Annotated in this window: 24 protein-coding genes; 13 read left to right on the forward strand and 11 right to left on the reverse strand. The window is 52.3% G+C overall.

What is annotated here, in order from left to right:
- Positions 1 to 258 precede the first annotated feature (258 nt).
- The 3 genes from ACHZCJ_RS14505 to ACHZCJ_RS14515 form a co-directional block, all read right to left on the reverse strand.
- The gene (locus tag ACHZCJ_RS14505; RefSeq protein WP_100093775.1) at positions 259 to 516 is read right to left on the reverse strand and encodes a DUF5676 family membrane protein; all 258 of its coding nucleotides are present in this window, start codon (positions 514 to 516) and stop codon (positions 259 to 261) included.
- Positions 517 to 621: 105 nt separating this feature from the next.
- On the reverse strand, positions 622 to 2,988 hold the full coding sequence (locus ACHZCJ_RS14510) for a heavy metal translocating P-type ATPase (protein WP_100095515.1): 2,367 nt from the start codon (positions 2,986 to 2,988) through the stop codon (positions 622 to 624).
- Entirely contained in the window at positions 2,981 to 3,268 is a 288-nt protein-coding gene (locus ACHZCJ_RS14515) for a hypothetical protein (RefSeq protein WP_100093776.1), read from the reverse strand. Before ACHZCJ_RS14515 ends, ACHZCJ_RS14510 begins: the two co-directional genes overlap by 8 nt.
- Before the next feature lie 128 nt (positions 3,269 to 3,396).
- On the opposite strand from ACHZCJ_RS14515, the gene ACHZCJ_RS14520 reads away from it, so the two are divergent.
- Positions 3,397 to 3,669: a metal-sensitive transcriptional regulator gene (locus tag ACHZCJ_RS14520; RefSeq protein WP_100093777.1), complete on the forward strand. Its 273-nt coding sequence runs from the start codon at positions 3,397 to 3,399 to the stop codon at positions 3,667 to 3,669.
- 46 nt (positions 3,670 to 3,715) lie between these two features.
- On the opposite strand, the gene ACHZCJ_RS14525 is transcribed toward ACHZCJ_RS14520, so the two are convergent.
- Genes ACHZCJ_RS14525 through ACHZCJ_RS14535 form a run of 3 tightly spaced genes read right to left on the reverse strand, consistent with a single transcriptional unit; the run spans position 3,716 to position 5,403 of the window.
- The gene (locus ACHZCJ_RS14525; RefSeq protein ID WP_201295654.1) at positions 3,716 to 4,057 is read right to left on the reverse strand and encodes a hypothetical protein; all 342 of its coding nucleotides are present in this window, start codon (positions 4,055 to 4,057) and stop codon (positions 3,716 to 3,718) included.
- 25 nt (positions 4,058 to 4,082) lie between these two features.
- Entirely contained in the window at positions 4,083 to 4,550 is a 468-nt protein-coding gene (locus tag ACHZCJ_RS14530; RefSeq protein WP_100093778.1) for a DUF411 domain-containing protein, read from the reverse strand.
- Positions 4,551 to 4,605: 55 nt separating this feature from the next.
- Entirely contained in the window at positions 4,606 to 5,403 is a 798-nt protein-coding gene (locus ACHZCJ_RS14535; RefSeq protein WP_236553976.1) for a DUF2231 domain-containing protein, read from the reverse strand.
- A 128-nt stretch (positions 5,404 to 5,531) separates the two neighbouring features.
- Here ACHZCJ_RS14535 and ACHZCJ_RS14540 point away from each other — a divergent pair, with 128 nt between their 5' ends.
- The 8 genes from ACHZCJ_RS14540 to ACHZCJ_RS14575 are packed head-to-tail and all read left to right on the forward strand — an operon-like array spanning position 5,532 to position 11,734.
- The gene (locus ACHZCJ_RS14540; RefSeq protein WP_100093779.1) at positions 5,532 to 5,828 is read left to right on the forward strand and encodes a hypothetical protein; all 297 of its coding nucleotides are present in this window, start codon (positions 5,532 to 5,534) and stop codon (positions 5,826 to 5,828) included.
- A 13-nt stretch (positions 5,829 to 5,841) separates the two neighbouring features.
- On the forward strand, positions 5,842 to 6,279 hold the full coding sequence (locus tag ACHZCJ_RS14545) for a periplasmic heavy metal sensor (RefSeq protein WP_100093780.1): 438 nt from the start codon (positions 5,842 to 5,844) through the stop codon (positions 6,277 to 6,279).
- Complete coding sequence (locus ACHZCJ_RS14550) at positions 6,280 to 6,858, forward strand: RNA polymerase sigma factor (protein ID WP_236553974.1); 579 nt, start codon at positions 6,280 to 6,282, stop codon at positions 6,856 to 6,858.
- Between the two features lie 52 nt (positions 6,859 to 6,910).
- On the forward strand, positions 6,911 to 8,734 hold the full coding sequence (locus ACHZCJ_RS14555; protein ID WP_100093781.1) for a copper resistance system multicopper oxidase: 1,824 nt from the start codon (positions 6,911 to 6,913) through the stop codon (positions 8,732 to 8,734).
- A complete protein-coding gene (locus ACHZCJ_RS14560) occupies positions 8,731 to 9,888 on the forward strand; it encodes a copper resistance protein B (RefSeq protein WP_100093782.1) in 1,158 nt (385 codons plus the stop codon). The genes ACHZCJ_RS14555 and ACHZCJ_RS14560 overlap by 4 nt, the downstream gene beginning before the upstream one ends.
- 20 nt (positions 9,889 to 9,908) lie before the next feature.
- Entirely contained in the window at positions 9,909 to 10,382 is a 474-nt protein-coding gene (locus tag ACHZCJ_RS14565; RefSeq protein ID WP_100093783.1) for a nuclear transport factor 2 family protein, read from the forward strand.
- Positions 10,383 to 10,429: 47 nt separating this feature from the next.
- Complete coding sequence (locus ACHZCJ_RS14570) at positions 10,430 to 11,158, forward strand: PepSY domain-containing protein (protein ID WP_159645589.1); 729 nt, start codon at positions 10,430 to 10,432, stop codon at positions 11,156 to 11,158.
- 51 nt (positions 11,159 to 11,209) lie between these two features.
- On the forward strand, positions 11,210 to 11,734 hold the full coding sequence (locus ACHZCJ_RS14575) for a DUF305 domain-containing protein (RefSeq protein ID WP_100093785.1): 525 nt from the start codon (positions 11,210 to 11,212) through the stop codon (positions 11,732 to 11,734).
- A 309-nt stretch (positions 11,735 to 12,043) separates the two neighbouring features.
- Here the strand turns inward: ACHZCJ_RS14575 and ACHZCJ_RS14580 are convergent, their stop codons facing one another.
- The gene (locus ACHZCJ_RS14580) at positions 12,044 to 12,442 is read right to left on the reverse strand and encodes a helix-turn-helix domain-containing protein (protein WP_100093786.1); all 399 of its coding nucleotides are present in this window, start codon (positions 12,440 to 12,442) and stop codon (positions 12,044 to 12,046) included.
- Between the two features lie 103 nt (positions 12,443 to 12,545).
- Between ACHZCJ_RS14580 and ACHZCJ_RS14585 the strand changes: the two genes are divergently transcribed.
- From ACHZCJ_RS14585 to ACHZCJ_RS14600, 4 genes are read left to right on the forward strand one after another with little or no spacing between them, the layout of a single operon-like run.
- Positions 12,546 to 12,905, forward strand: a complete 360-nt coding sequence (locus ACHZCJ_RS14585; RefSeq protein WP_100093787.1) for a mercuric transporter MerT family protein — start codon at positions 12,546 to 12,548, stop codon at positions 12,903 to 12,905.
- A gap of 10 nt (positions 12,906 to 12,915) precedes the next feature.
- A complete protein-coding gene (locus tag ACHZCJ_RS14590) occupies positions 12,916 to 13,269 on the forward strand; it encodes a cation transporter (RefSeq protein ID WP_100093788.1) in 354 nt (117 codons plus the stop codon).
- A complete protein-coding gene (locus ACHZCJ_RS14595; RefSeq protein ID WP_100093789.1) occupies positions 13,269 to 13,487 on the forward strand; it encodes a GDCCVxC domain-containing (seleno)protein in 219 nt (72 codons plus the stop codon). The genes ACHZCJ_RS14590 and ACHZCJ_RS14595 overlap by 1 nt, the downstream gene beginning before the upstream one ends.
- A gap of 15 nt (positions 13,488 to 13,502) precedes the next feature.
- Positions 13,503 to 14,861 (forward strand): NAD(P)/FAD-dependent oxidoreductase, encoded by a 1,359-nt coding sequence (locus ACHZCJ_RS14600; protein ID WP_100093790.1) that lies wholly within the window; start codon positions 13,503 to 13,505, stop codon positions 14,859 to 14,861.
- A 246-nt stretch (positions 14,862 to 15,107) separates the two neighbouring features.
- Here ACHZCJ_RS14600 and ACHZCJ_RS14605 read toward each other — a convergent pair whose 3' ends face one another.
- The 4 genes from ACHZCJ_RS14605 to ACHZCJ_RS14620 all read right to left on the reverse strand — a co-directional run bounded on the left by ACHZCJ_RS14605 (position 15,108) and on the right by ACHZCJ_RS14620 (position 17,698).
- Positions 15,108 to 15,656 (reverse strand): manganese efflux pump MntP family protein, encoded by a 549-nt coding sequence (locus ACHZCJ_RS14605; protein WP_100093791.1) that lies wholly within the window; start codon positions 15,654 to 15,656, stop codon positions 15,108 to 15,110.
- 21 nt (positions 15,657 to 15,677) lie between these two features.
- Positions 15,678 to 16,637 carry a CDF family Co(II)/Ni(II) efflux transporter DmeF gene (gene dmeF / locus ACHZCJ_RS14610; RefSeq protein ID WP_159645586.1) on the reverse strand — a complete coding sequence of 320 codons (960 nt, stop codon included), beginning with the start codon at positions 16,635 to 16,637 and terminating at the stop codon, positions 15,678 to 15,680.
- A complete protein-coding gene (locus ACHZCJ_RS14615; RefSeq protein WP_159645583.1) occupies positions 16,634 to 16,909 on the reverse strand; it encodes a metal/formaldehyde-sensitive transcriptional repressor in 276 nt (91 codons plus the stop codon). The genes dmeF and ACHZCJ_RS14615 overlap by 4 nt, the downstream gene beginning before the upstream one ends.
- 120 nt (positions 16,910 to 17,029) lie before the next feature.
- Positions 17,030 to 17,698 carry a phosphatase PAP2 family protein gene (locus tag ACHZCJ_RS14620; RefSeq protein WP_100093794.1) on the reverse strand — a complete coding sequence of 223 codons (669 nt, stop codon included), beginning with the start codon at positions 17,696 to 17,698 and terminating at the stop codon, positions 17,030 to 17,032.
- Positions 17,699 to 17,747: the final 49 nt, after the last annotated feature.

The raw sequence follows: 17,747 nt of genomic DNA on the forward strand, positions 1-17,747 counted from the left end.
TAGGCCGCACAGCCGGTCAGCATGGTGAAAACAGCGACGGTGGCAAGGTAGGGAGTTCTCATGTATAATTTCCTTTTTGTGTAGTTGCCCTCATGGAGGACGAAATCGGCGGCGCGACATTATATTTTCACCAGTAAATACTGGGGTCAGAGGAATTATTCGCTCGAACTTCTGCTCGTCAATCAGCGCGTTTGATCATGTATTATGGTTTGGATTACAGGCGACATCTCGCATGATTGGCACCTCGATCCGTCGTCGCTAAGCAAGCAAGCGATTATAGGTAGCGGTAATCGCCCAGACGAATAGCCCGGAGAAAACACTCCACGTGACAAGCCCGACAAAAAAGCCTGTCCAATGCAATGACCAGCCCATACCCTCAAAATTCGAGTGGACCATATGACCGCTCATTTGCATCATACCGCCAGGGGCCAAGATGACAAAAAGACTGCATAATATCCACGCAACTCCGAAGATAATTGCAGTGGCTAAACCAAGCTTAATGGCATCGAACTTCATTTCGCTCTCCTGATTGAAAACCAGCCGCCCCGAAAATCGGAGACATCTTGCAACCAGTTACCAACTGACAATAACAGGCCATCCCTTCTACGCTCATAGGTAATATTACTGAGCCAGCGCTTTGCGGCGCAAGCGCAAGGCGTTAGCGATTACCGAAACAGACGATAGGCTCATCGCCGCCGCCGCGATCATCGGGCTGAGTAAGATGCCGAACCACGGATAGAGAATGCCTGCCGCAACCGGCACACCAAGCCCGTTATAGATAAACGCAAAGAACAAGTTCTGTCGGATATTACCCATTGTTAGCTGACTGAGGTGGCGTGCCTTGGCTATGCCACCCAAATCACCCTTGACCAGCGTGATACCCGCGCTTTCCATCGCCACATCGGTGCCAGTGCCCATCGCAATTCCCACATCGGCCTTGGCGAGAGCGGGAGCGTCATTGATGCCGTCTCCTGCCATTGCGACTATTTTACCCGCCGCTTGAAGCTCGCTGATGACCCGGTGTTTGTCTTCGGGTGACACATTGGCGTGGATTTCATCGATCCCTATCATCTTGCCAACGGCTTGCGCGGTGGCTTCGGCATCTCCGGTTAACATGACCACGCGGATATTGGCTTTGTGCAGCGCTTTGATCGCTTCTGCCGTGGTCGGTTTGATCGGATCGGCGACACCGATAAGACCCGCCGGTTTGCCATCGACGGCCACAAACATAACGGTTTGCCCTTGTGATCGGCCGTCCTGCGCCTTGGCAATCAGGTCCGCGCTCTCGGCACCGAGCCGGTCCATCATTTTTTCATTGCCGATGGCGACGCGCTTACCGCGTGCGCTGGCTTCAACCCCTTCGCCGGTCACCGACTGAAAATCGGTTGCCGCATCAAACGAAAGCCCCTTTTCCTTTGCGCCGGTTACAATTGCGGCTGCCAGCGGATGTTCACTCGCCATTTCGATTGCGGCCACAAGCGCAAGCATTTCGTCGCTGTCAAAACCCTTTTCCGGTTCGACCGAAACCAGTTTAGGCTTGCCCTCGGTGAGCGTGCCGGTTTTATCGACCACGATTGTGTCAATCTTCTCGAGAGTTTCGAGCGCCTCGGCATTTTTGATCAAAATACCGTTTTGCGCGCCCTTGCCGGTGCCAACCATGATCGACATCGGCGTGGCAAGGCCAAGCGCACAAGGACAAGCGATGATAAGGACCGCGACCGCGTTGACTAAGCCATAGGCCAGCGCCGGTTCTGGCCCCCAAATGGACCATATAATGAAAGTGGCAATAGCGATCAGAACCACCGCGGGCACAAACAGGCCAGCAACCGTATCAGCCAGTTTCTGGATAGGAGCACGGCTGCGCTGTGCTTCGGCGACCATCTGGACGATCTTGGCGAGAAGCGTATCCTTACCAACGCGTTCGGCGGTCATGATAAAGCTGCCAGTCTGGTTGACCGTGCCGCCGGTGACAACATCACCTTCAGCTTTCGCAACCGGTATTGGTTCCCCCGTAATCATTGATTGATCAATCGTGCTGGACCCCTTGGCAATGGTGCCATCAACGGGAACTTTATCGCCCGGACGGACGCGCAAGCTGTCGCCGCTCTGCACCAGGTCGAGAGATATTTCCTCTTCCGAGCCATCCGCGCCAACGCGCAGCGCAACTGGCGGTGCCAGTTCAAGCAACGCGCGCAACGCACTTGATGTCTGTCCGCGCGCTTTCAGTTCCAACACTTGCCCCAATAACACCAGGGTCGTGATGACAGCCGCTGCTTCGTAATAGACAGCCACGCCCCCATCATGGCCGCGGAATGCTGCCGGGAAAATGCTAGGAAACAGCGTCGCAACCAGACTGAAGCCATAGGCAACTGCCACGCCTAGACCAATCAGCGTGAACATATTGAGGTTCATGGTTTTAAGCGAATTCACGCCGCGCACAAAGAACGGCCACGCGCCCCACAGAACTACTGGCGATGCCAGCAAAAGCTGCAACCATTGCGATACTCCCGGCTCAAATAAACCTTCAAACGGCCTGCCCGGAATAAGGTCGCCCATCGCGTAAATAAAAAGCGGGATGGAAAACAACGCACTGACCCAGAAGCGCTTGCGCATATCGAGATATTCGGGATCGGGGCCAGTATCGAGACTAAAGGTCTCGGGTTCAAGTGCCATCCCACAGATCGGACAGGAACCCGGTCCTTCTTGCCTAATTTCTGGATGCATCGGGCAGGTGTAGATCGTGCCCGCTGGAACATTTTCTGATACTTCGCGGTGCTTTCCAGTGAGGTAATGCGCTGGGTCGGCGATAAATTTGGTTTTGCATCCGGCTGAACAGAAATGATAATCCCGAGCCGCATGATGCGCATGATGCTCGCTCTTGCTCGGATCAACATCCATACCGCATACGGGGTCTTTTACAGTCCCTACAGCAGTCTCTTTGTCTTTGCAGCAGCACGATTTGGCGGTCTCACTATCATTCTCAGACATGATCAGCACCTGCAACCTTGCGGCCTATCCACGCGCGCAGCGGGATAACCAACAATGCAATATACCATCCATAGAGAAAGCTACCGACCGCGCCTGCAAGAAAACCTTGCAAAGTCAGCCACTCAAATCCGGGCAGCAACGGCGCCCAAGACTCATGCATATGCATTGACTGCGGCGCTAAAAGACCAAAGCCAATGCAGATGAGGTAGCTGAAAAGCAAAAACAGGCTCAGGGTCCAGCCCCATATGAGGATTTGTTTGCGGTTTGAAACATGCGTCATTTCTAGCTCCTCTTGATCATTAACAAAATATACTATAGGGGGGTATAGTAGTAAGGCGGCGAAGTGTCAAGGTTGATGCCGCCGCTTCTTTAGATTGATCACGCTCCAAAATTTGGCATAAGGGCATCATGACAGACAAATTCACCAAAGAAATCGTGCGCATGCGAAAGATCGAGGGTCAGGCGCGCGGAATAGCTAAAATGATGGAAGATGATCGCTATTGTATCGATATCCTCCAGCAATTCTCCGCGATGGAAGCCGCCCTGCGCTCTACCAAAATGAAAATTCTGGAAATCCATACCAATCATTGCGTCGAGGAAGCTTTGACCTCGGGCAGCAAAGCTGACCAGAAAGAGAAAGTTGCGGAATTGGTGAACCTGTTCGGCAAGATGGGGAAATAGTCTGGCCGAAGAATCGTAAAGCGGAGCTCCGAGCCAGACTATTCTCTTATTCAGGCGCGTCTTTTTTGGGCTCCATCATGCTATGATCCATCTTCGAATGGTCCATCTTCGGATCCATAGCTGGTTGCGCTTTGTCACTCGCATCCGGGGCTGACATTTTAGAGTGATCCATTTTGCTGTGGTCCATCTTCGAGTGATCCATCATCTGGCAGGACATTTTGCCATCGGCACCCTTCATCATCATGCCCGGCATTTTCATACCGTCTTTCATCATTTCGCATTTCTGCATCGCAGGCGCGCCGGCTTTCGGTGCCGTATGGTCATGAGCCAATACCGCCCCGCCAGACGTCAGAGCCATGGCTCCCAAAAATAGTGTAAGCTTTTTCATGATATTTCCTTTCTTGGTTTAAATTTCAATTGTAACTAGCGAAAACGCGTTGGCCGCTGTCGCCAAACGCTATAACTTGATAAGGCTGGGTTTGGTTTTGATATTCCATTCCAGGCGAGCCGACCGGCATTCCAGCGACGGCAAGGCCCTTCACTCCAGTAGGTTTTTCCCGCAGTAATTTGGCAATAGCATCGGCGGGCACATGCCCTTCGATAACATATCCCTCAACAATCATGGTATGACAGGATCGCAACGTTTCCGGCACTGCGTTCGCGTCTTTGACAGCGCTCATATTTAGGCTGTTCCGTGTTTCCACATCCTGTTTCATATTCGTTTCAATATGCTCGGCCCATTTTTCGCAGCAGCCGCAGCCCGGGTCGCGGAACATCACAAGCGGGGCAGCTTGAGCGGCGCTGGTGCAGGCAGCGAGCAAGCCAAAGAGCACCGATGCCAAAAGCGGGTTTTTCTTCAGTTTGCGGATGTGATTGAACATCTATCTTTCCTTCGGGTAATAACGAGCCATCTGCTCGATTTGGAGCTTGGCGTGTTTAGAAATTCATATGATTCATGCCGCCATGCATGAATGTGCCGCCCAGAAACGCTTGAATCAGCACGCCGATCGTCAATAGGCCCAGCAAGACGGCGAACAGTATTTCTTCGCTGCGATTGTGGTGAAAACGGCGTAGCCCGGCCCATGCCAACAGCACCGATCCGATTGCGACGGTCATTCCTAGATAGCGATGCGTGGTGAGGATCAGGTTGCGGTCATAAAGATAGAAACCACCAGCAAACCAGCCAAAAAACGCTGCGGCTACTGCGCCCAGGGCACCAATGACGAGCATAATTCGCGCTGCCGAACGCCAGTCAGGCTTACCGCGCGCAACACCAAACGCTTCGGCTGCAAACGCGGCAACAATCATGGCAATTGGAAAATGGATGACAACCGTATGAAGTTTGCCCAGCCAGATGAACAGGCGCTCACCAAAGCTCTTATTACTATTATCTGCCGCTTCGCTATGATCCATCATGCCTCCATGGCCGTCACCCATACCTTCTAAGTGGTTGCCTTCCGGCGCCACGGGGGCTGATCCATCGGGTATCATCGGCATCGTGCCATCATCCATCATATCCTGCATATCGGCGTTCTGCGCAGCTTCACCGGCTCCGTTAGCTTTTTCATGATGGTCTGCGCCAGTTCCCGGACCAGCGCCCATCTCGGTCGGATCGCCGTGCGCAAGAGCAGGAACGCTGAGCGAACTGAGACCAATTGCAATGCACATCATAAATTTGCGAAACTTCTTAATTGGCATCTCAGCCCTTCCTGTAAAAAATTTGAGGTCGCGCATTGCCGTGTCCTTGATGACCGCTAACCAATAATACGCAGCGATAATGGCCACCCCTCAAAAATAATTTCGAGGGCAAAGCTGTCCAGCATGCGTATAAAGAACAGAAACGACGAAATGGGATAATATCAATGCCGCTATCTGACACTAAACTTGATGCGATGCTTGCAAGCTTGCGGGCCGATCAATCAACCGAGGCGCTGGCAAGCGATGATGGTTTCCACAATGATGTCTGGCTCCGTGTCGGCGAAATGAATAGCAGCCGGCTTTCGCGCCAGAAAAGTCTACTGGCGGCGCTGATGTTCGTGACCGCGCTGGGCGCTGGGTTTGGAACGGCCGATCAGCCTGCGCTGGCGATGAACCAAACCAGCCCTTTGATTGGCGGTGCGGATTACTCGCCCGCCAACCTTCTTCACGTTTCACAGTGACGGTGATGAGCATATGAAATTCGGACCAATACAAATTATCCTTCTCGTCCTGCTGGCGCTTGGCGCAGGCTGGATCGGTTCCCTCGGTGCCAAACACTGGAGCCAAAGCGACGACCAAAATGTTGGGGTCCACAGCTTCGTTCACGAAGAGCTTGATCTTGATAAGGCACAAGAGAAGCAGCTTGCAGAGCTGGAAAGTGATTTCGGGATCAGGCGGCAGGCACTGGACCTCGCGCTGCGATCGGCCAATGCCGATCTTGCCGCTGCCATCGAAGAAGAACATCAATACGGCCCCAAGGTTTCTACCGCGATTGAAGCGGTGCATGTTCAAATGGGATTGTTACAAAAAGTCACTGTCGAACATCTCTTCAAGATGCGCGCTTTGTTAAATCCCGACCAGCAAAGGGCGTTTGACGAGCGGGTATCAAACTCGCTGACCGCAGGGTATTAAGTGCAAAAGTCGCAGTCTGACGCGCAAGTTCCGGAAAATGCGCTCATCGCAGAGGCTGCAAAAGGTAGCAAAACTGCATTCAACCGTGTGATGAACCAGCAAGCGCCCCGGCTGCAAAATATCGCCCTGAGAATGATGGGCAACAGTTCAGATGCCGAAGATGCCGTTCAGGAGGCGCTGGCAGCTGCTTGGTTCAAGCTCGCCAGCTTTGATTTGTCGCGACCCATTTCTCCGTGGCTCACCCGGATTACAGTCAATAAATGCCGCGATCTTTTGCGTAAACGTCGGATCAGGCAGTTTTTTGAATTTCACAGCGACAATGAAGCTGGCATGATAGTAGCTGACGATGCACCTGACCCAAGTGCAGAATTGCAGGCGCGTCAGGCGCTTGAAGTCATGCAAAAAGAGATCACTCGCTTGCCAGCGACATTGCGTGAGCCGTTTGTTCTGGTCACTTTTGGCGAGAATAGCCAAGCCGAGGCGGCGCATATTCTCGGAATATCTGAGAAAGCCGTCGAAACGCGAATTTACCGTGCCCGCAATCGCCTGCGAGAAATTTCTGAAAAATTTGAGGGGTGAAGGAGTCTCCTCCGTATTGAGAAGCATATCGGTTTAGTAATCAGGATCACATATGCTTTCTCTTCCCCGTCGCCGCTTCCTTTCATCTGCTCTGCTTGCTGGCGGCGCGGTCGGATTTTCCTCTTCCATGCCTGCTTGGGCACGCGGAGCAATGGCAGGTTCGGTGCGTAAGGGCATTGACGAAGTTTCAGGCTCAAGCATTGATCTTGCCATCGGACGCGGTCAATTTTCAACGGGCGGACGCAGCGGTCATGCAATCGCGGTGAACGGCACCGTGCCGGGGCCGCTGGTAAGGTTACGCGAGGGGCAGGATGTCCGACTGAATGTTACCAACAACCTCGATGAGGATAGCTCAATTCACTGGCACGGCATATTGCTTCCCTTCCAGTTTGATGGTGTTCCGGGCGTGTCCTTTCCCGGTATCAAGCCCGGCGAGACCTTCACAGCGCCCTTCAAGGTGCGCCAGAGCGGCACCTATTGGTGGCACAGCCATTCGGGGCTGCAGGAACAGATGGGGCATTATGGCCCAATCATCGTCGATCCTGCAGGGTCAGACCCGGTAGCTTTTGATCGCGAATATATCATCCTTCTCAGCGAATTTACGCCGATGCACCCACATGTCATCATGAAGAAGCTGAAACATGCTGATGGCTATTTTGACTATCAGAAAACCACTGCCACTGATGATCGCAAATTGAGCGGCAAAGAACGCCGAATGTGGGGCAAAATGCGGATGTCACCCACCGACATACTTGATGTGTCGGCGGCAACTTATACTTATCTTATCAACGGGCACGGCCCTGCCGATAATCTAGAACTGCTTTTCAACCCTGGAGAAAGGGTGCGGCTTAGGATTATCAATGGCAGCGCAATGACCTTCTTTAATCTGCGGATCCCAGGCCTGCCGATGACGGTGGTGCAGGCCGATGGCCAAAATGTCATGCCAGTAGAAACCGATGAATTACAGATCGGGGTTGCAGAAACCTATGACGTCGTTGTCCAGCCAACCGCGGACAAGGCCTTCACCTTCGTAGCAGAATCTATGGACCGCTCGGGCATGGGCGTTGCTACCTTGGTTCCCCGTGCAGGAATGCGCGCCGAAGTCCCGGCCCTGCGCGATCCGCCAATACTGACGATGGCTGACATGGGGATGGCGGGCATGGATCATGGAGCATCGGGTGGTGCGCCAGCAAGCGGCATGGACCATTCGCAAATGGATCACAGCAAGATGAGCGCTGATGAGATGGCCAAGATGGATATGCCCGGGATGGATATGAGCGGCGGTGATGGCATGGCCGGTGTGGACATGAGCGGTATGAAAATGCGCGACACGTCGATGCTGCCGTCCGATGTAAAAGTCGGTCCTGGCCTAGACATGGTTTCAATGAATGCGGCGGACCGCATGGGCGATCCCGGAATCGGACTCGACAAAGTCGATCACCGTGTCCTCAATTACAAGCAGCTCGCGGCTCTGATCCCGAGCACGGACCACCGCAAGGCCTCGCGCAACATGGAAATCCATCTAACCGGCAGCATGGAACGCTATATGTGGTCGTTCGACGGCCAGAAATTCTCAGCCGTCTCCGATGAACCAATCCGCTTCGCCTATAATGAGCGCGTTCGGGTGAAACTCGTCAACGACACGATGATGGCGCACCCGATCCATCTGCACGGACATTTCTTTGAACTGGTCAATGGTCAAAAGAACCAACCGCTCAAGCATACCGTGATTGTTCAACCGGGCGGCAGCGCCAGTTTTGACCTGACCGCCGATGAACCGGGCGACTGGGCGTTTCACTGTCATTTGCTTTATCACATGCACGCAGGGATGTTCCAGATTGTCACGGTTGCCTCACAATCGGGAGCGGACGCATGAAATCGCTGATAATCATTCTCGCGGTCGGTGTATCCGCACCTGCAATGGCGCAACATCAAGGCCATGACATGAGCATGCCAGGGATGACAATGCCCGCGCCAAAAGCAAAGCCCGAACCAAAGCCAACGCTAAAACCCAAGCCTGCGTCTGTTGCGCCGAAGCCCGCGCTTGCCAAACCACAAGCCAAGGCTGCGCCAAAAGCCAAGCCTGCAAAAATTCAGCCCGGCCCTCCCAACACGGTCCCCACCGAAGCGCCAATGGTGATGGACCATGGTAGCATGGATCATAGTCAAATGGACGAGCAGCCAGCGATGGCGGATATGGATCATTCGACAATGGATCATGGCCAGATGGATCATGAAGCTATGGATATGCCAGGTAATGACATGGCCGATATGACGGCGCCCATGGCTGACGAAACACCTCCTCCCGAAGCTGGTAGAGGGCCTGCGCGTGCTGCCGATGCGATATGGGGAGCTGACGCTATGAGCGGCTCCAGGAAGCAGCTGGCGGCGGAAAATGGCGGCATGAAAACGCTTTGGGTGATGGCTGATCGCGCTGAATATCGTGTGCGAGATGGCAAGAACGGCTACTTGTGGGACGGTCAGGGCTATTATGGCGGCGATATCGACAAATTCTGGTTCAAGAGCGAAGGCGAAGGCAATTTCGGCGAAAAGATAGAAAGCGCAGAGGTGCAGGCGCTATGGAGCCATGCCATTGCACCATTTTTCGATTTGCAAGCGGGCGTGAGGCAGGATTTTGCGCCGCGCGACCGGACCTATGCAGTTATTGGAATACAGGGTCTTGCGCCTTACCTGTTCGAAATCGATGGGGCAGCATTTTTGTCTGACCGGGGCGATTTGACTGCGCGCTTCGAGGCTGAATATGACCAGCGCATAACGCAGCGACTGATCCTGCAACCCCGCGCAGAACTCAATCTTGCGGCGCAGGATGTTCCTGAATTGGGGATTGGCGCGGGGATCGATGCTGCTGAACTGGGAATACGCTTACGATATGAATTTGCCCGCGAGTTTGCGCCCTATATCGGCATCGAACAGGAATGGAAAGTTGGGCAAAGCGCCAGATACGCGCGGGCGGGCGGAGAAGATCCCAGCGTCACCAATTATGTTATCGGGATTAGATTCTGGTTCTAATATTTTTAGGGGGGGGGAGTATGGAATATATTGGTTTGGCGCTAATTTTGACGCTTTCTACAATTTCTTATCAAGCTGTGGCGCACGATAAAGACGCAGAATCTGCATCTATGATGGGGACACCTGAAAGCACGCTCGAAGCATATCGAAGCGGCATAGAAAGTCTCGATGATACCAATATGCCCCGCCTATTCACGGATGACGCGCTGGTATTTGAAAATGGAAAAGCGGAGGGCAGCTTTAGCAATTATCTTGCCCATCATCTCAGTCCTGAACTCAAAGAGTTTGAGAGCTTTACATTCAACAATGAGACTATCGATATATCTGTCATAGGTGAAACAGCAATCGCCTGGGAAACCTATACATATACGATAGTGCTAAAGGATGGCCGGATTATCGAAAGGCAAGGCGTTGCCACTGCGGTTCTCGTGAAACGAGACGAAAGCTGGAAAATTGCTCAATATCACTCATCTTCCCGCACGCCCAAGAAATAGCATGGCAAGACAGCAATAAAACCGATGCCTTTTTGGGAGGAGATAGCGTGACACAAAAGACCCATATACGGGCGAGTAAAATTCATAAATGGCTCGCGCTCTTTATCGGTGCACAGTTGCTGCTCTGGTTTGCAAGCGGCGTTATTATGAGCGTTGTGCCAATCGAGACGGTCCGCAGCGAACATCTTGTCGCGCGAGAGCCTGAACAACTCAATAGCCTTGTTGGGCTAGTGACACCTGAAAATTTGGGTCGCGAAATATCGGGGAACGTGGTTTCCTTGCGATACCGTAGTGTCTTAGGCAGGCCTGTTGCTGAACTTGAAAATGGGCGAGGCGAGACATTCCTTTACGATGCCAAAACGGGCATCAAACGTAGCCAAATAACGTCAAAAGAAGCCGGGTTAATAACGTCTCGCGCTTGGATAACCGGTCGCCCCAATATTGCGGCCGTCGAAAAGGTTGTGACCGGCTCCACAGAATATCGAGGCGCGCTTCCTGCTTGGCGAGTTGATACCGAGGATGACGTTTCTGTCTATATTCCGCTATCGACTGGCGAGATTGCAGCGGTGCGTAGCACAACTTGGCGTGTTTATGATTTCTTCTGGGGTCTGCATATCATGGACTGGAAAAACCATGAGAATTTCAACAGCTGGTGGCTCGTCATTTTTGCATTGGGCGGCCTGACTATGGCTCTTTCTGGATTGTTACTCATCATTAAGCGATGGCCGTTTCGGCGAAGTCGTAAGGGCCGGAACCTTCACACTACTCACGCGTAGTCTGGCCGTATTAAAAACACTTGCGCCTGATAAAAATAGGGAGAGGAAAACATGGGTAAATACACACGTTTCATCGTCATGATACTGACTTCAACGCTTGCGATGTTCGGGCTGATGTATCTCAACACCTATGCATTCGACCACGTATATTTTAGTGAGACACGCACATGGATGGCAATCTACATGGGCGCTGCGATGGCGATTATCATGTTGTTATTTATGCTTGGCATGTATGATGATAAGCGCAAGAATGCGATGATATTGGGCGGCGCAGTTCTCATATTTGCCGGCTCCTTGTTTCTTGTCCGATCGCAGGATACGGTTTCCGATCAGGCGTGGCAAAAGGCGATGATACCTCATCATAGCATTGCCATACTGACAAGTGAGCGCGCCAATATTGAAGATAAAAGAGTGCGCGAGCTAGCCGATGGAATTATCAGAGCCCAACGGAGAGAAATCAAAGAAATGGAATGGTTGATCAACGATATCAATCAAAATGGCAAGGCAACGACAGATGCAGAAGCCTCGGCGCGCGCCGTCCCAAAATTTGAAGGCGAGCTAAATCCCGCCGACTAACGCTAATGCTCACATCATTACAAACGTCCGAGTAGTTATCTATAAAGCCATTTTTTTCTGATGCCCGTCTGTTAGTTCTGATGTTGGATCAATATTGAGAGTTGAGCTGCTGTAGTTGCGAAGATTGAAACTATATGGTTGGAGATGCTAACCGTAGACTAGCAAGCGGTGCCTGCTTCCACTCAACTGAACATTGGAAGCCGCCATATCGCCAACGGCCCAATAGCAGTCGGTCCGATACGCGCCCATTTGAAGACATTAGCGTCTGGGCTGCCATAACCCGATAGCGGGCCTAAGGCCGAGCCATATTCAGTGAAACATTGCATCAACGATGGCGCAGTCCGGGACTTCTCCGCCATCGCATTTCTGCGCCATGTCCGACAATGTTTGCTCCAAACGTTTCAGGTCGGATATTTTCTGTTGAATAGTGGTAATGTGATTGTTGGTTACGGCCAGCACTTCGCCGCACGTATATTCGTTGGAATCGACCAGGCCGAGCAGGCCTCTCAGCTCTGCAATTGAAAAACCGAGTTCCCGTGCGCGCAGAATGAAGCGTAACCGCGCCTGATCATCGGACGAATAGACCCGGTGACCACTGCTCGTGCGATCTACGGCGCGTAACAGCTCGATATTCTCGTAATACCTTATCGTTTCGATGTTACATCCGGCGATTTTCGCCAGTTTTCCGCGCTTGACAGATGGTTGCATAAAAAGTCCTTGTTCCTGTAGTTACTACAGAGAGTATAGTCGTCTCCATCGAAGATCAATCGCAATGAAAGAGTATATTTTGCCAGGGACTATCCAGACAGAAATGCCTGCTCCATCACCGGACAAACGCAGTTGGTGGGCTGTTGGCGGCATCTCCGGGGCTATATTGGCATCGTCCTGCTGCATCGCACCACTCGTCCTTGTAACACTTGGAGTTAGCGGAGCGTGGATCGGAAATCTAACTGCGCTCGAACCCTATAAGTGGTATTTTGTGTCAGTGACCCTCGGGTTTCTGGCTGCGGGTTTTTGGCATGTCTATTTTCGGACAAAACCTGCCTGTGAAGAAGGCTCATATTGTGCCCGACCACAATCCACCATCGTCACGAAAACCGCTCTCTGGGTGGGAACATTGCTCATCGCTCTATCCATCACAATCGATTGGTGGGCACCGTATTTTTATTAGGAGAAAGATTATGAAACCTGCTTACATCATTTTTACAGTCGTTGTCGCTCTTGGAGCAGGCGGACTGGGAGCGGTGGCATTGTTGCCGACGTCCGGTGCTCAAGCCGTTGCAGAAGCGGCATCTCAGAATGCCCCAAAAACTGAAACATTCGATATCGAAAAAATGACCTGCGCCGCCTGTCCGATTACAGTCAAGAAGGCGATGGGCAAGGTCAGCGGCGTGTCTTCTGTCGATGTCGATTTTCAGGCAAAAACCGCAACAGTGACCTTTGATCCCAAACTGGCAAATGCATCCGCAATTGCTTCTGCATCGACCAACGCCGGTTATCCAGCCAGCATAGTGGCTGATGGAGCGGATCGCTGATGCAGCCTCAATCCAGATTGACCTGCCCTGATTGCGGGCATCAGGAAACCGAGACCATGCCGACCGATGCCTGTCAGTTCTTCTATGACTGCAAGGGGTGCAAGATTGTTTTGCGACCCAATGCGGGCGATTGCTGTGTCTACTGCTCCTTTGGCACCGTTCCGTGTCCGCCCATTCAGGAGGCTCAGGCATCTGGCGCAATCGCGTCCTGTTGCTGAGATTGAGGGATTCAAATGGAAACACAAAAATTCGATCTTGTTGTTCTGGGCGTCGGCATGGCGGCCGTCACCGCGGCTAACAAATGTGCGTCAGCTGGCTGGTCAGTCGCAGTCGTGGACGAGCTACCCTATGGCGGCACATGTGCCCTTAGAGGATGCGACCCCAAAAAGATGTTGAGGCGCGGCGCCGAAATATTCGACGCTGCTTCCTTGATGAAGGGCAAGGGCATAGAGCCCGGCAGCCTGGCTATCAACTGGTCGGACCTGATGGCGTTCAAGCGGACATTCACGGAAAAAATGCCGCCAAAAATAGAATCTGGACTCGATGTGAACGGTGTCACCACGTTGCACGGCAGCGCAAAATTTATCGGCAAAAATAAAATCGAGATTAGCGGTAATACGCTGCTGGAAGCGAAGAAGGTGCTGATTGCTACAGGTGCAAAGCCCCGAAAAATTGATTTGCCTGGGGCGCAGTATCTCATTGATAGCACAGAGTTTCTGGAACTGGAGAGCCTCCCGAAAAAGATCTTGTTTGTCGGTGGCGGGTTCATCTCCTTCGAGTTCGCTCATATCGCGGCGCGCGCGGGCAGCGACATTCAGATCATTGATCGCGGCGAGCGTGCGCTCAAGGGATTTGATCCCGATCTTGTCGATAAATTGCTGGAGCGAAGCAAAGAGGCAGGAATCGAGGTGGTTCAGAAGACCAGTCTCGTCTCCATCGCCCAAGAAGGTAGCGGCTATTCGGCTACCCTTGATGTCGACGGCAACACGCAAAAATATTCGGTTGATCTGATCGTGCATGGCGCGGGGCGCGTTCCTGCGATCGACTATCTCGATCTGGACAAGGCGGGCGTCGATTCCAGCGCCCACGGCGTCAAAGTGAATGAATTTCTGCAAAGCATCTCCAATCCGTCAATTTATGCAGCGGGTGATGCGGCGGACACCAAAGGTGCACCGCTCACGCCGGTGGCCGTGTTTGAAGGCAAGGTGGCTGCGTCAAATATGCTGAAAGGCAATCATGCCAAACCGGACTATAAAGGCGTTCCCACAGTGGTATTTACGATACCCGAACTGGCGCGCGTGGGCATGCTGGAAGAAGAAGCAAAAGCGGCCGGTTACAAGCTGCGCATCGCGACAAACGATACAAGCGGCTGGTATTCCAATCTTCGGGTGGGGGAGACCTGCGCTGCAACCAAAGTCATCATCGACGATGAAACCGACAAGATATTGGGCGCGCATTTGCTGGGGCCGGAATATGCCGAAATCATCAATTTCTTCAGTCTGGCGATGCGGCTTGATTTGACCACCAGCGACCTGAAAAAAATGGTGAGCGCCTATCCATCGGTTGGTTCCGATATTGGCTCGATGTTGTGAGGTAAACTGCTATAACTTTGAAGATCGAAATTAAATCGTTGGAGGTCGTTAAAGTGAACAAACCGATGACCTCTGCTTTCGCACAACCGAACATTGGAAGCCGCCAGTCTGAAATGCGTCCAGTTGTTGTCGTTCCCGCGATCTGTTCTCGATACTGAAAGCTGAATTTCAGCGTATCAAACTTGCAGTCGCAGCCAAGATACACTGAAAATATAATCTCAGATCAATTGGCTTTATCCAAGGTAGCTAGTGTTCGACGAAGATTTTGATTCCCAGGCCAATGAGAATGACGCCTCCTGCGACTTCGGCATGTCTCCCGATGCGCGAGCTTGCCATTCCGCCGATCATCACGCCCAAGCTGGAAAGCAAAGCTGTAACTGTCCCAATAATAACACAGGCCAGTAAAACCGGAAGGCCAAGAGCAGGCAGCATGATGCCGGCAGCAAAGGCGTCTATGCTCGTTGCTATCGCAGCCGTTCCCAGCGCCCAGCCTGAGAGACTGGACACCGCATCTCTTTCGTTCCTGCCCAGCGCTTCCCAAAGCATTTTTAACCCTAAACCGCTGAGCAGAATGAGAGCAATCCAGTGATCATAAGCGCTGATCTCCGAAACAAAAGCTATTCCAAGGGCCCATCCCAGAAATGGCATGATGCCCTGCGCTACGCCAAATGCCATTCCCGTTCGAGTGGCGTGAAACATGGAATTATGTCCTGCAGCCCCTTGAGCAACCGCCACCGCAAAGGCGTCCATCGCCAAGCCCACAGCAAGAGCTACAATGAGAAACAGGTTTTCCATTTAATGCGCTTTCCCAGCCGTCTAAGCTGGATTCACTTCCACGGTGATATGAGAAAGCCCCACGGTTTCGGCCAGTCTCTCGCGATAAACAGCGGGGGCTGTATCACTTTCCGTAATGACTGCTACAATAGCGGCATGGTGTCCTGGACCCAGTTGCCAGACATGCAGGTCGGAGATTTTGTCTCCAGCTTCCTCGATGATCGAGCGGATTTTTGCTGAGACTGGGTCGCCCGCTTTTCTGTAATCCAGCATCGTTGAGCCGGTATCGCGCATCAAACCCCATGACCAGCGCGCAATGACAAGCGAACCGACGATACCCATGAGCGGGTCAAGCCATATCCATCCGTAGATGCTGCCGGCTATCAGCGCAATTATTGCCAATACCGATGTTAGAGCATCAGCCAGCACATGGAGATAAGCAGCGCGCAGATTTTGGTCCCGGCCATGGTGTTCAGCATGATGGTCGTGATCGTGGCTATGATCGTGATGATGGCTGTCCCCATGATGATGATCATGATCGTCGCGGAGAAACCAAGCACTGACCAGATTCACAATTAGGCCAATGATGGCCACGAAGATTGCCTGGGGGAAGCTGATCGGGATCGGATTTGCCAGTCTGACGACACTTTCCCATCCTATCAGTAGCGCAACCAACGCCAGAACAATTGCGCTGGCGAAAGCTGCAAGGTCCCCCACCTTGCCGGTGCCGAATGTGAAGCGGGGGTTCTTGGCATTGCGGCGTGCATATAGATAGGCGAGCGCAGCGATCAGCATCGCAGCGGCGTGCGTGGACATATGCCAGCCATCGGCGACCAGCGCCATCGAACCGTAAATTGTCCCGGCTGCAATCTCGACAACCATCATCACGCTGGTCAGGGCAATAACGAACCAGGTCCGGCGTTCGTTCCGTTCGTGATTTTGGCCTAAAAATACGTGATCATGTTCGTGTCCGGCTTGAGTTGCAGCTTCGGAGGTTATCATTTCAAATATGTCCGGATAACCTGGATCAGATCTGTCGCGCCTTGAGCGCGCGCTTCATCAGTGTCCGTTTCAGGATTGGAGACATGTTCGCGGACATGATCCTCAATCAATTCCACGGTAAGCCCATTTACGGCTCCTCGAACCGAGGCGACAAGATTGAGTATCTCACCGCAAGGAGCCTTGTTTTCCAAAGCCCGCTCAATGGCTTCTAGTTGCCCTTTAAGGCGGCTGACGCGCGCCAGAAGCTTTTTATCATCCGATGTATGTGACATAGCATAGGGGGCTACCCTATATTCTGAATTTTGTAAAGGACCTGTTGAATCGCAATAGATTATGTCCCCCGTCAGCGATTGATTGAGTGTTCATCGCGTTGGCTTGGCGTGGCAGTGGTTTTAGATGTATTGCGCATCTGTTCTACTATTTTTCAATAGCCACAAACAGCACCAACTGAGCCCAAAAATCCAACCGCCCAGCACATCGCTTGGCCAATGGACGCCCAAGGCAATCCTCGACGTGCCGATCAAGACAGCCAATAATAGCGCACCACAAATCAGGGAAAAACGTGCATATCGGCCTGGCACGAGTTTAAATAGCGCCAGTGCGGTAAGGATATAGGCGATAGTCGAGTTCGCGGCATGGCCGCTTGGAAAACTCGCTGAATTGGGAACAGAAAGATATTCTACAATCGCAGGTCGCGGCCTGCCGAAAAAATCTTTTAATAAGGATACTGCCCAAAATCCACTGAGAGACAAAGCGGGCAACAAGAATGCATTGAAATAGGCTTTTTTGGCGATCAGAAAGAATGATACGGCAAATATGACCAGAAGCAGGAAGGTTGAATCTCCCAAAAAGGTGATATTGCGGACAAATTGGAGCAGCCAGTCCGGGCCCATCAGTATATCCGAATTTCTCGGCGATCGAAAAGCAAGCAAAAGGGTTCTATCTATTGCATCTAAATGACCTTTCGCCACCTTCGACCAGAATACCAAGAAAATTCCGGCTAGAATGAATGATGGTATCAATTCGAAACCGCGCTGAAATATCTTTAGACGAACGCTCATATCTTCACTCGTTTTTTGCGTTTTGGGTCAACCCTGCTTGATTGCATTA

The organism is uncultured Parasphingorhabdus sp. (genome assembly GCF_963677535.2).
Taxonomy (GTDB): domain Bacteria; phylum Pseudomonadota; class Alphaproteobacteria; order Sphingomonadales; family Sphingomonadaceae; genus Parasphingorhabdus.

Coding starts and splice junctions, on each gene's coding strand:
- ACHZCJ_RS14560 (WP_100093782.1), top strand. CDS start 8,731: ATGAAATCGCTGATAATCATTCTCGCGGTCGGTGTATCCGCACCTGCA.
- ACHZCJ_RS14565 (WP_100093783.1), top strand. CDS start 9,909: ATGGAATATATTGGTTTGGCGCTAATTTTGACGCTTTCTACAATTTCT.
- ACHZCJ_RS14615 (WP_159645583.1), bottom strand. CDS start 16,909: ATGTCACATACATCGGATGATAAAAAGCTTCTGGCGCGCGTCAGCCGC.
- ACHZCJ_RS14520 (WP_100093777.1), top strand. CDS start 3,397: ATGACAGACAAATTCACCAAAGAAATCGTGCGCATGCGAAAGATCGAG.
- ACHZCJ_RS14590 (WP_100093788.1), top strand. CDS start 12,916: ATGAAACCTGCTTACATCATTTTTACAGTCGTTGTCGCTCTTGGAGCA.
- ACHZCJ_RS14600 (WP_100093790.1), top strand. CDS start 13,503: ATGGAAACACAAAAATTCGATCTTGTTGTTCTGGGCGTCGGCATGGCG.
- ACHZCJ_RS14525 (WP_201295654.1), bottom strand. CDS start 4,057: ATGAAAAAGCTTACACTATTTTTGGGAGCCATGGCTCTGACGTCTGGC.
- ACHZCJ_RS14620 (WP_100093794.1), bottom strand. CDS start 17,698: ATGAGCGTTCGTCTAAAGATATTTCAGCGCGGTTTCGAATTGATACCA.
- ACHZCJ_RS14555 (WP_100093781.1), top strand. CDS start 6,911: ATGCTTTCTCTTCCCCGTCGCCGCTTCCTTTCATCTGCTCTGCTTGCT.
- ACHZCJ_RS14585 (WP_100093787.1), top strand. CDS start 12,546: ATGCCTGCTCCATCACCGGACAAACGCAGTTGGTGGGCTGTTGGCGGC.
- ACHZCJ_RS14515 (WP_100093776.1), bottom strand. CDS start 3,268: ATGACGCATGTTTCAAACCGCAAACAAATCCTCATATGGGGCTGGACC.
- ACHZCJ_RS14575 (WP_100093785.1), top strand. CDS start 11,210: ATGGGTAAATACACACGTTTCATCGTCATGATACTGACTTCAACGCTT.
- dmeF (WP_159645586.1), bottom strand. CDS start 16,637: ATGATAACCTCCGAAGCTGCAACTCAAGCCGGACACGAACATGATCAC.
- ACHZCJ_RS14540 (WP_100093779.1), top strand. CDS start 5,532: ATGCCGCTATCTGACACTAAACTTGATGCGATGCTTGCAAGCTTGCGG.
- ACHZCJ_RS14505 (WP_100093775.1), bottom strand. CDS start 516: ATGAAGTTCGATGCCATTAAGCTTGGTTTAGCCACTGCAATTATCTTC.
- ACHZCJ_RS14580 (WP_100093786.1), bottom strand. CDS start 12,442: ATGCAACCATCTGTCAAGCGCGGAAAACTGGCGAAAATCGCCGGATGT.
- ACHZCJ_RS14530 (WP_100093778.1), bottom strand. CDS start 4,550: ATGTTCAATCACATCCGCAAACTGAAGAAAAACCCGCTTTTGGCATCG.
- ACHZCJ_RS14605 (WP_100093791.1), bottom strand. CDS start 15,656: ATGGAAAACCTGTTTCTCATTGTAGCTCTTGCTGTGGGCTTGGCGATG.
- ACHZCJ_RS14535 (WP_236553976.1), bottom strand. CDS start 5,403: ATGCGCGACCTCAAATTTTTTACAGGAAGGGCTGAGATGCCAATTAAG.
- ACHZCJ_RS14545 (WP_100093780.1), top strand. CDS start 5,842: ATGAAATTCGGACCAATACAAATTATCCTTCTCGTCCTGCTGGCGCTT.
- ACHZCJ_RS14595 (WP_100093789.1), top strand. CDS start 13,269: ATGCAGCCTCAATCCAGATTGACCTGCCCTGATTGCGGGCATCAGGAA.
- ACHZCJ_RS14510 (WP_100095515.1), bottom strand. CDS start 2,988: ATGTCTGAGAATGATAGTGAGACCGCCAAATCGTGCTGCTGCAAAGAC.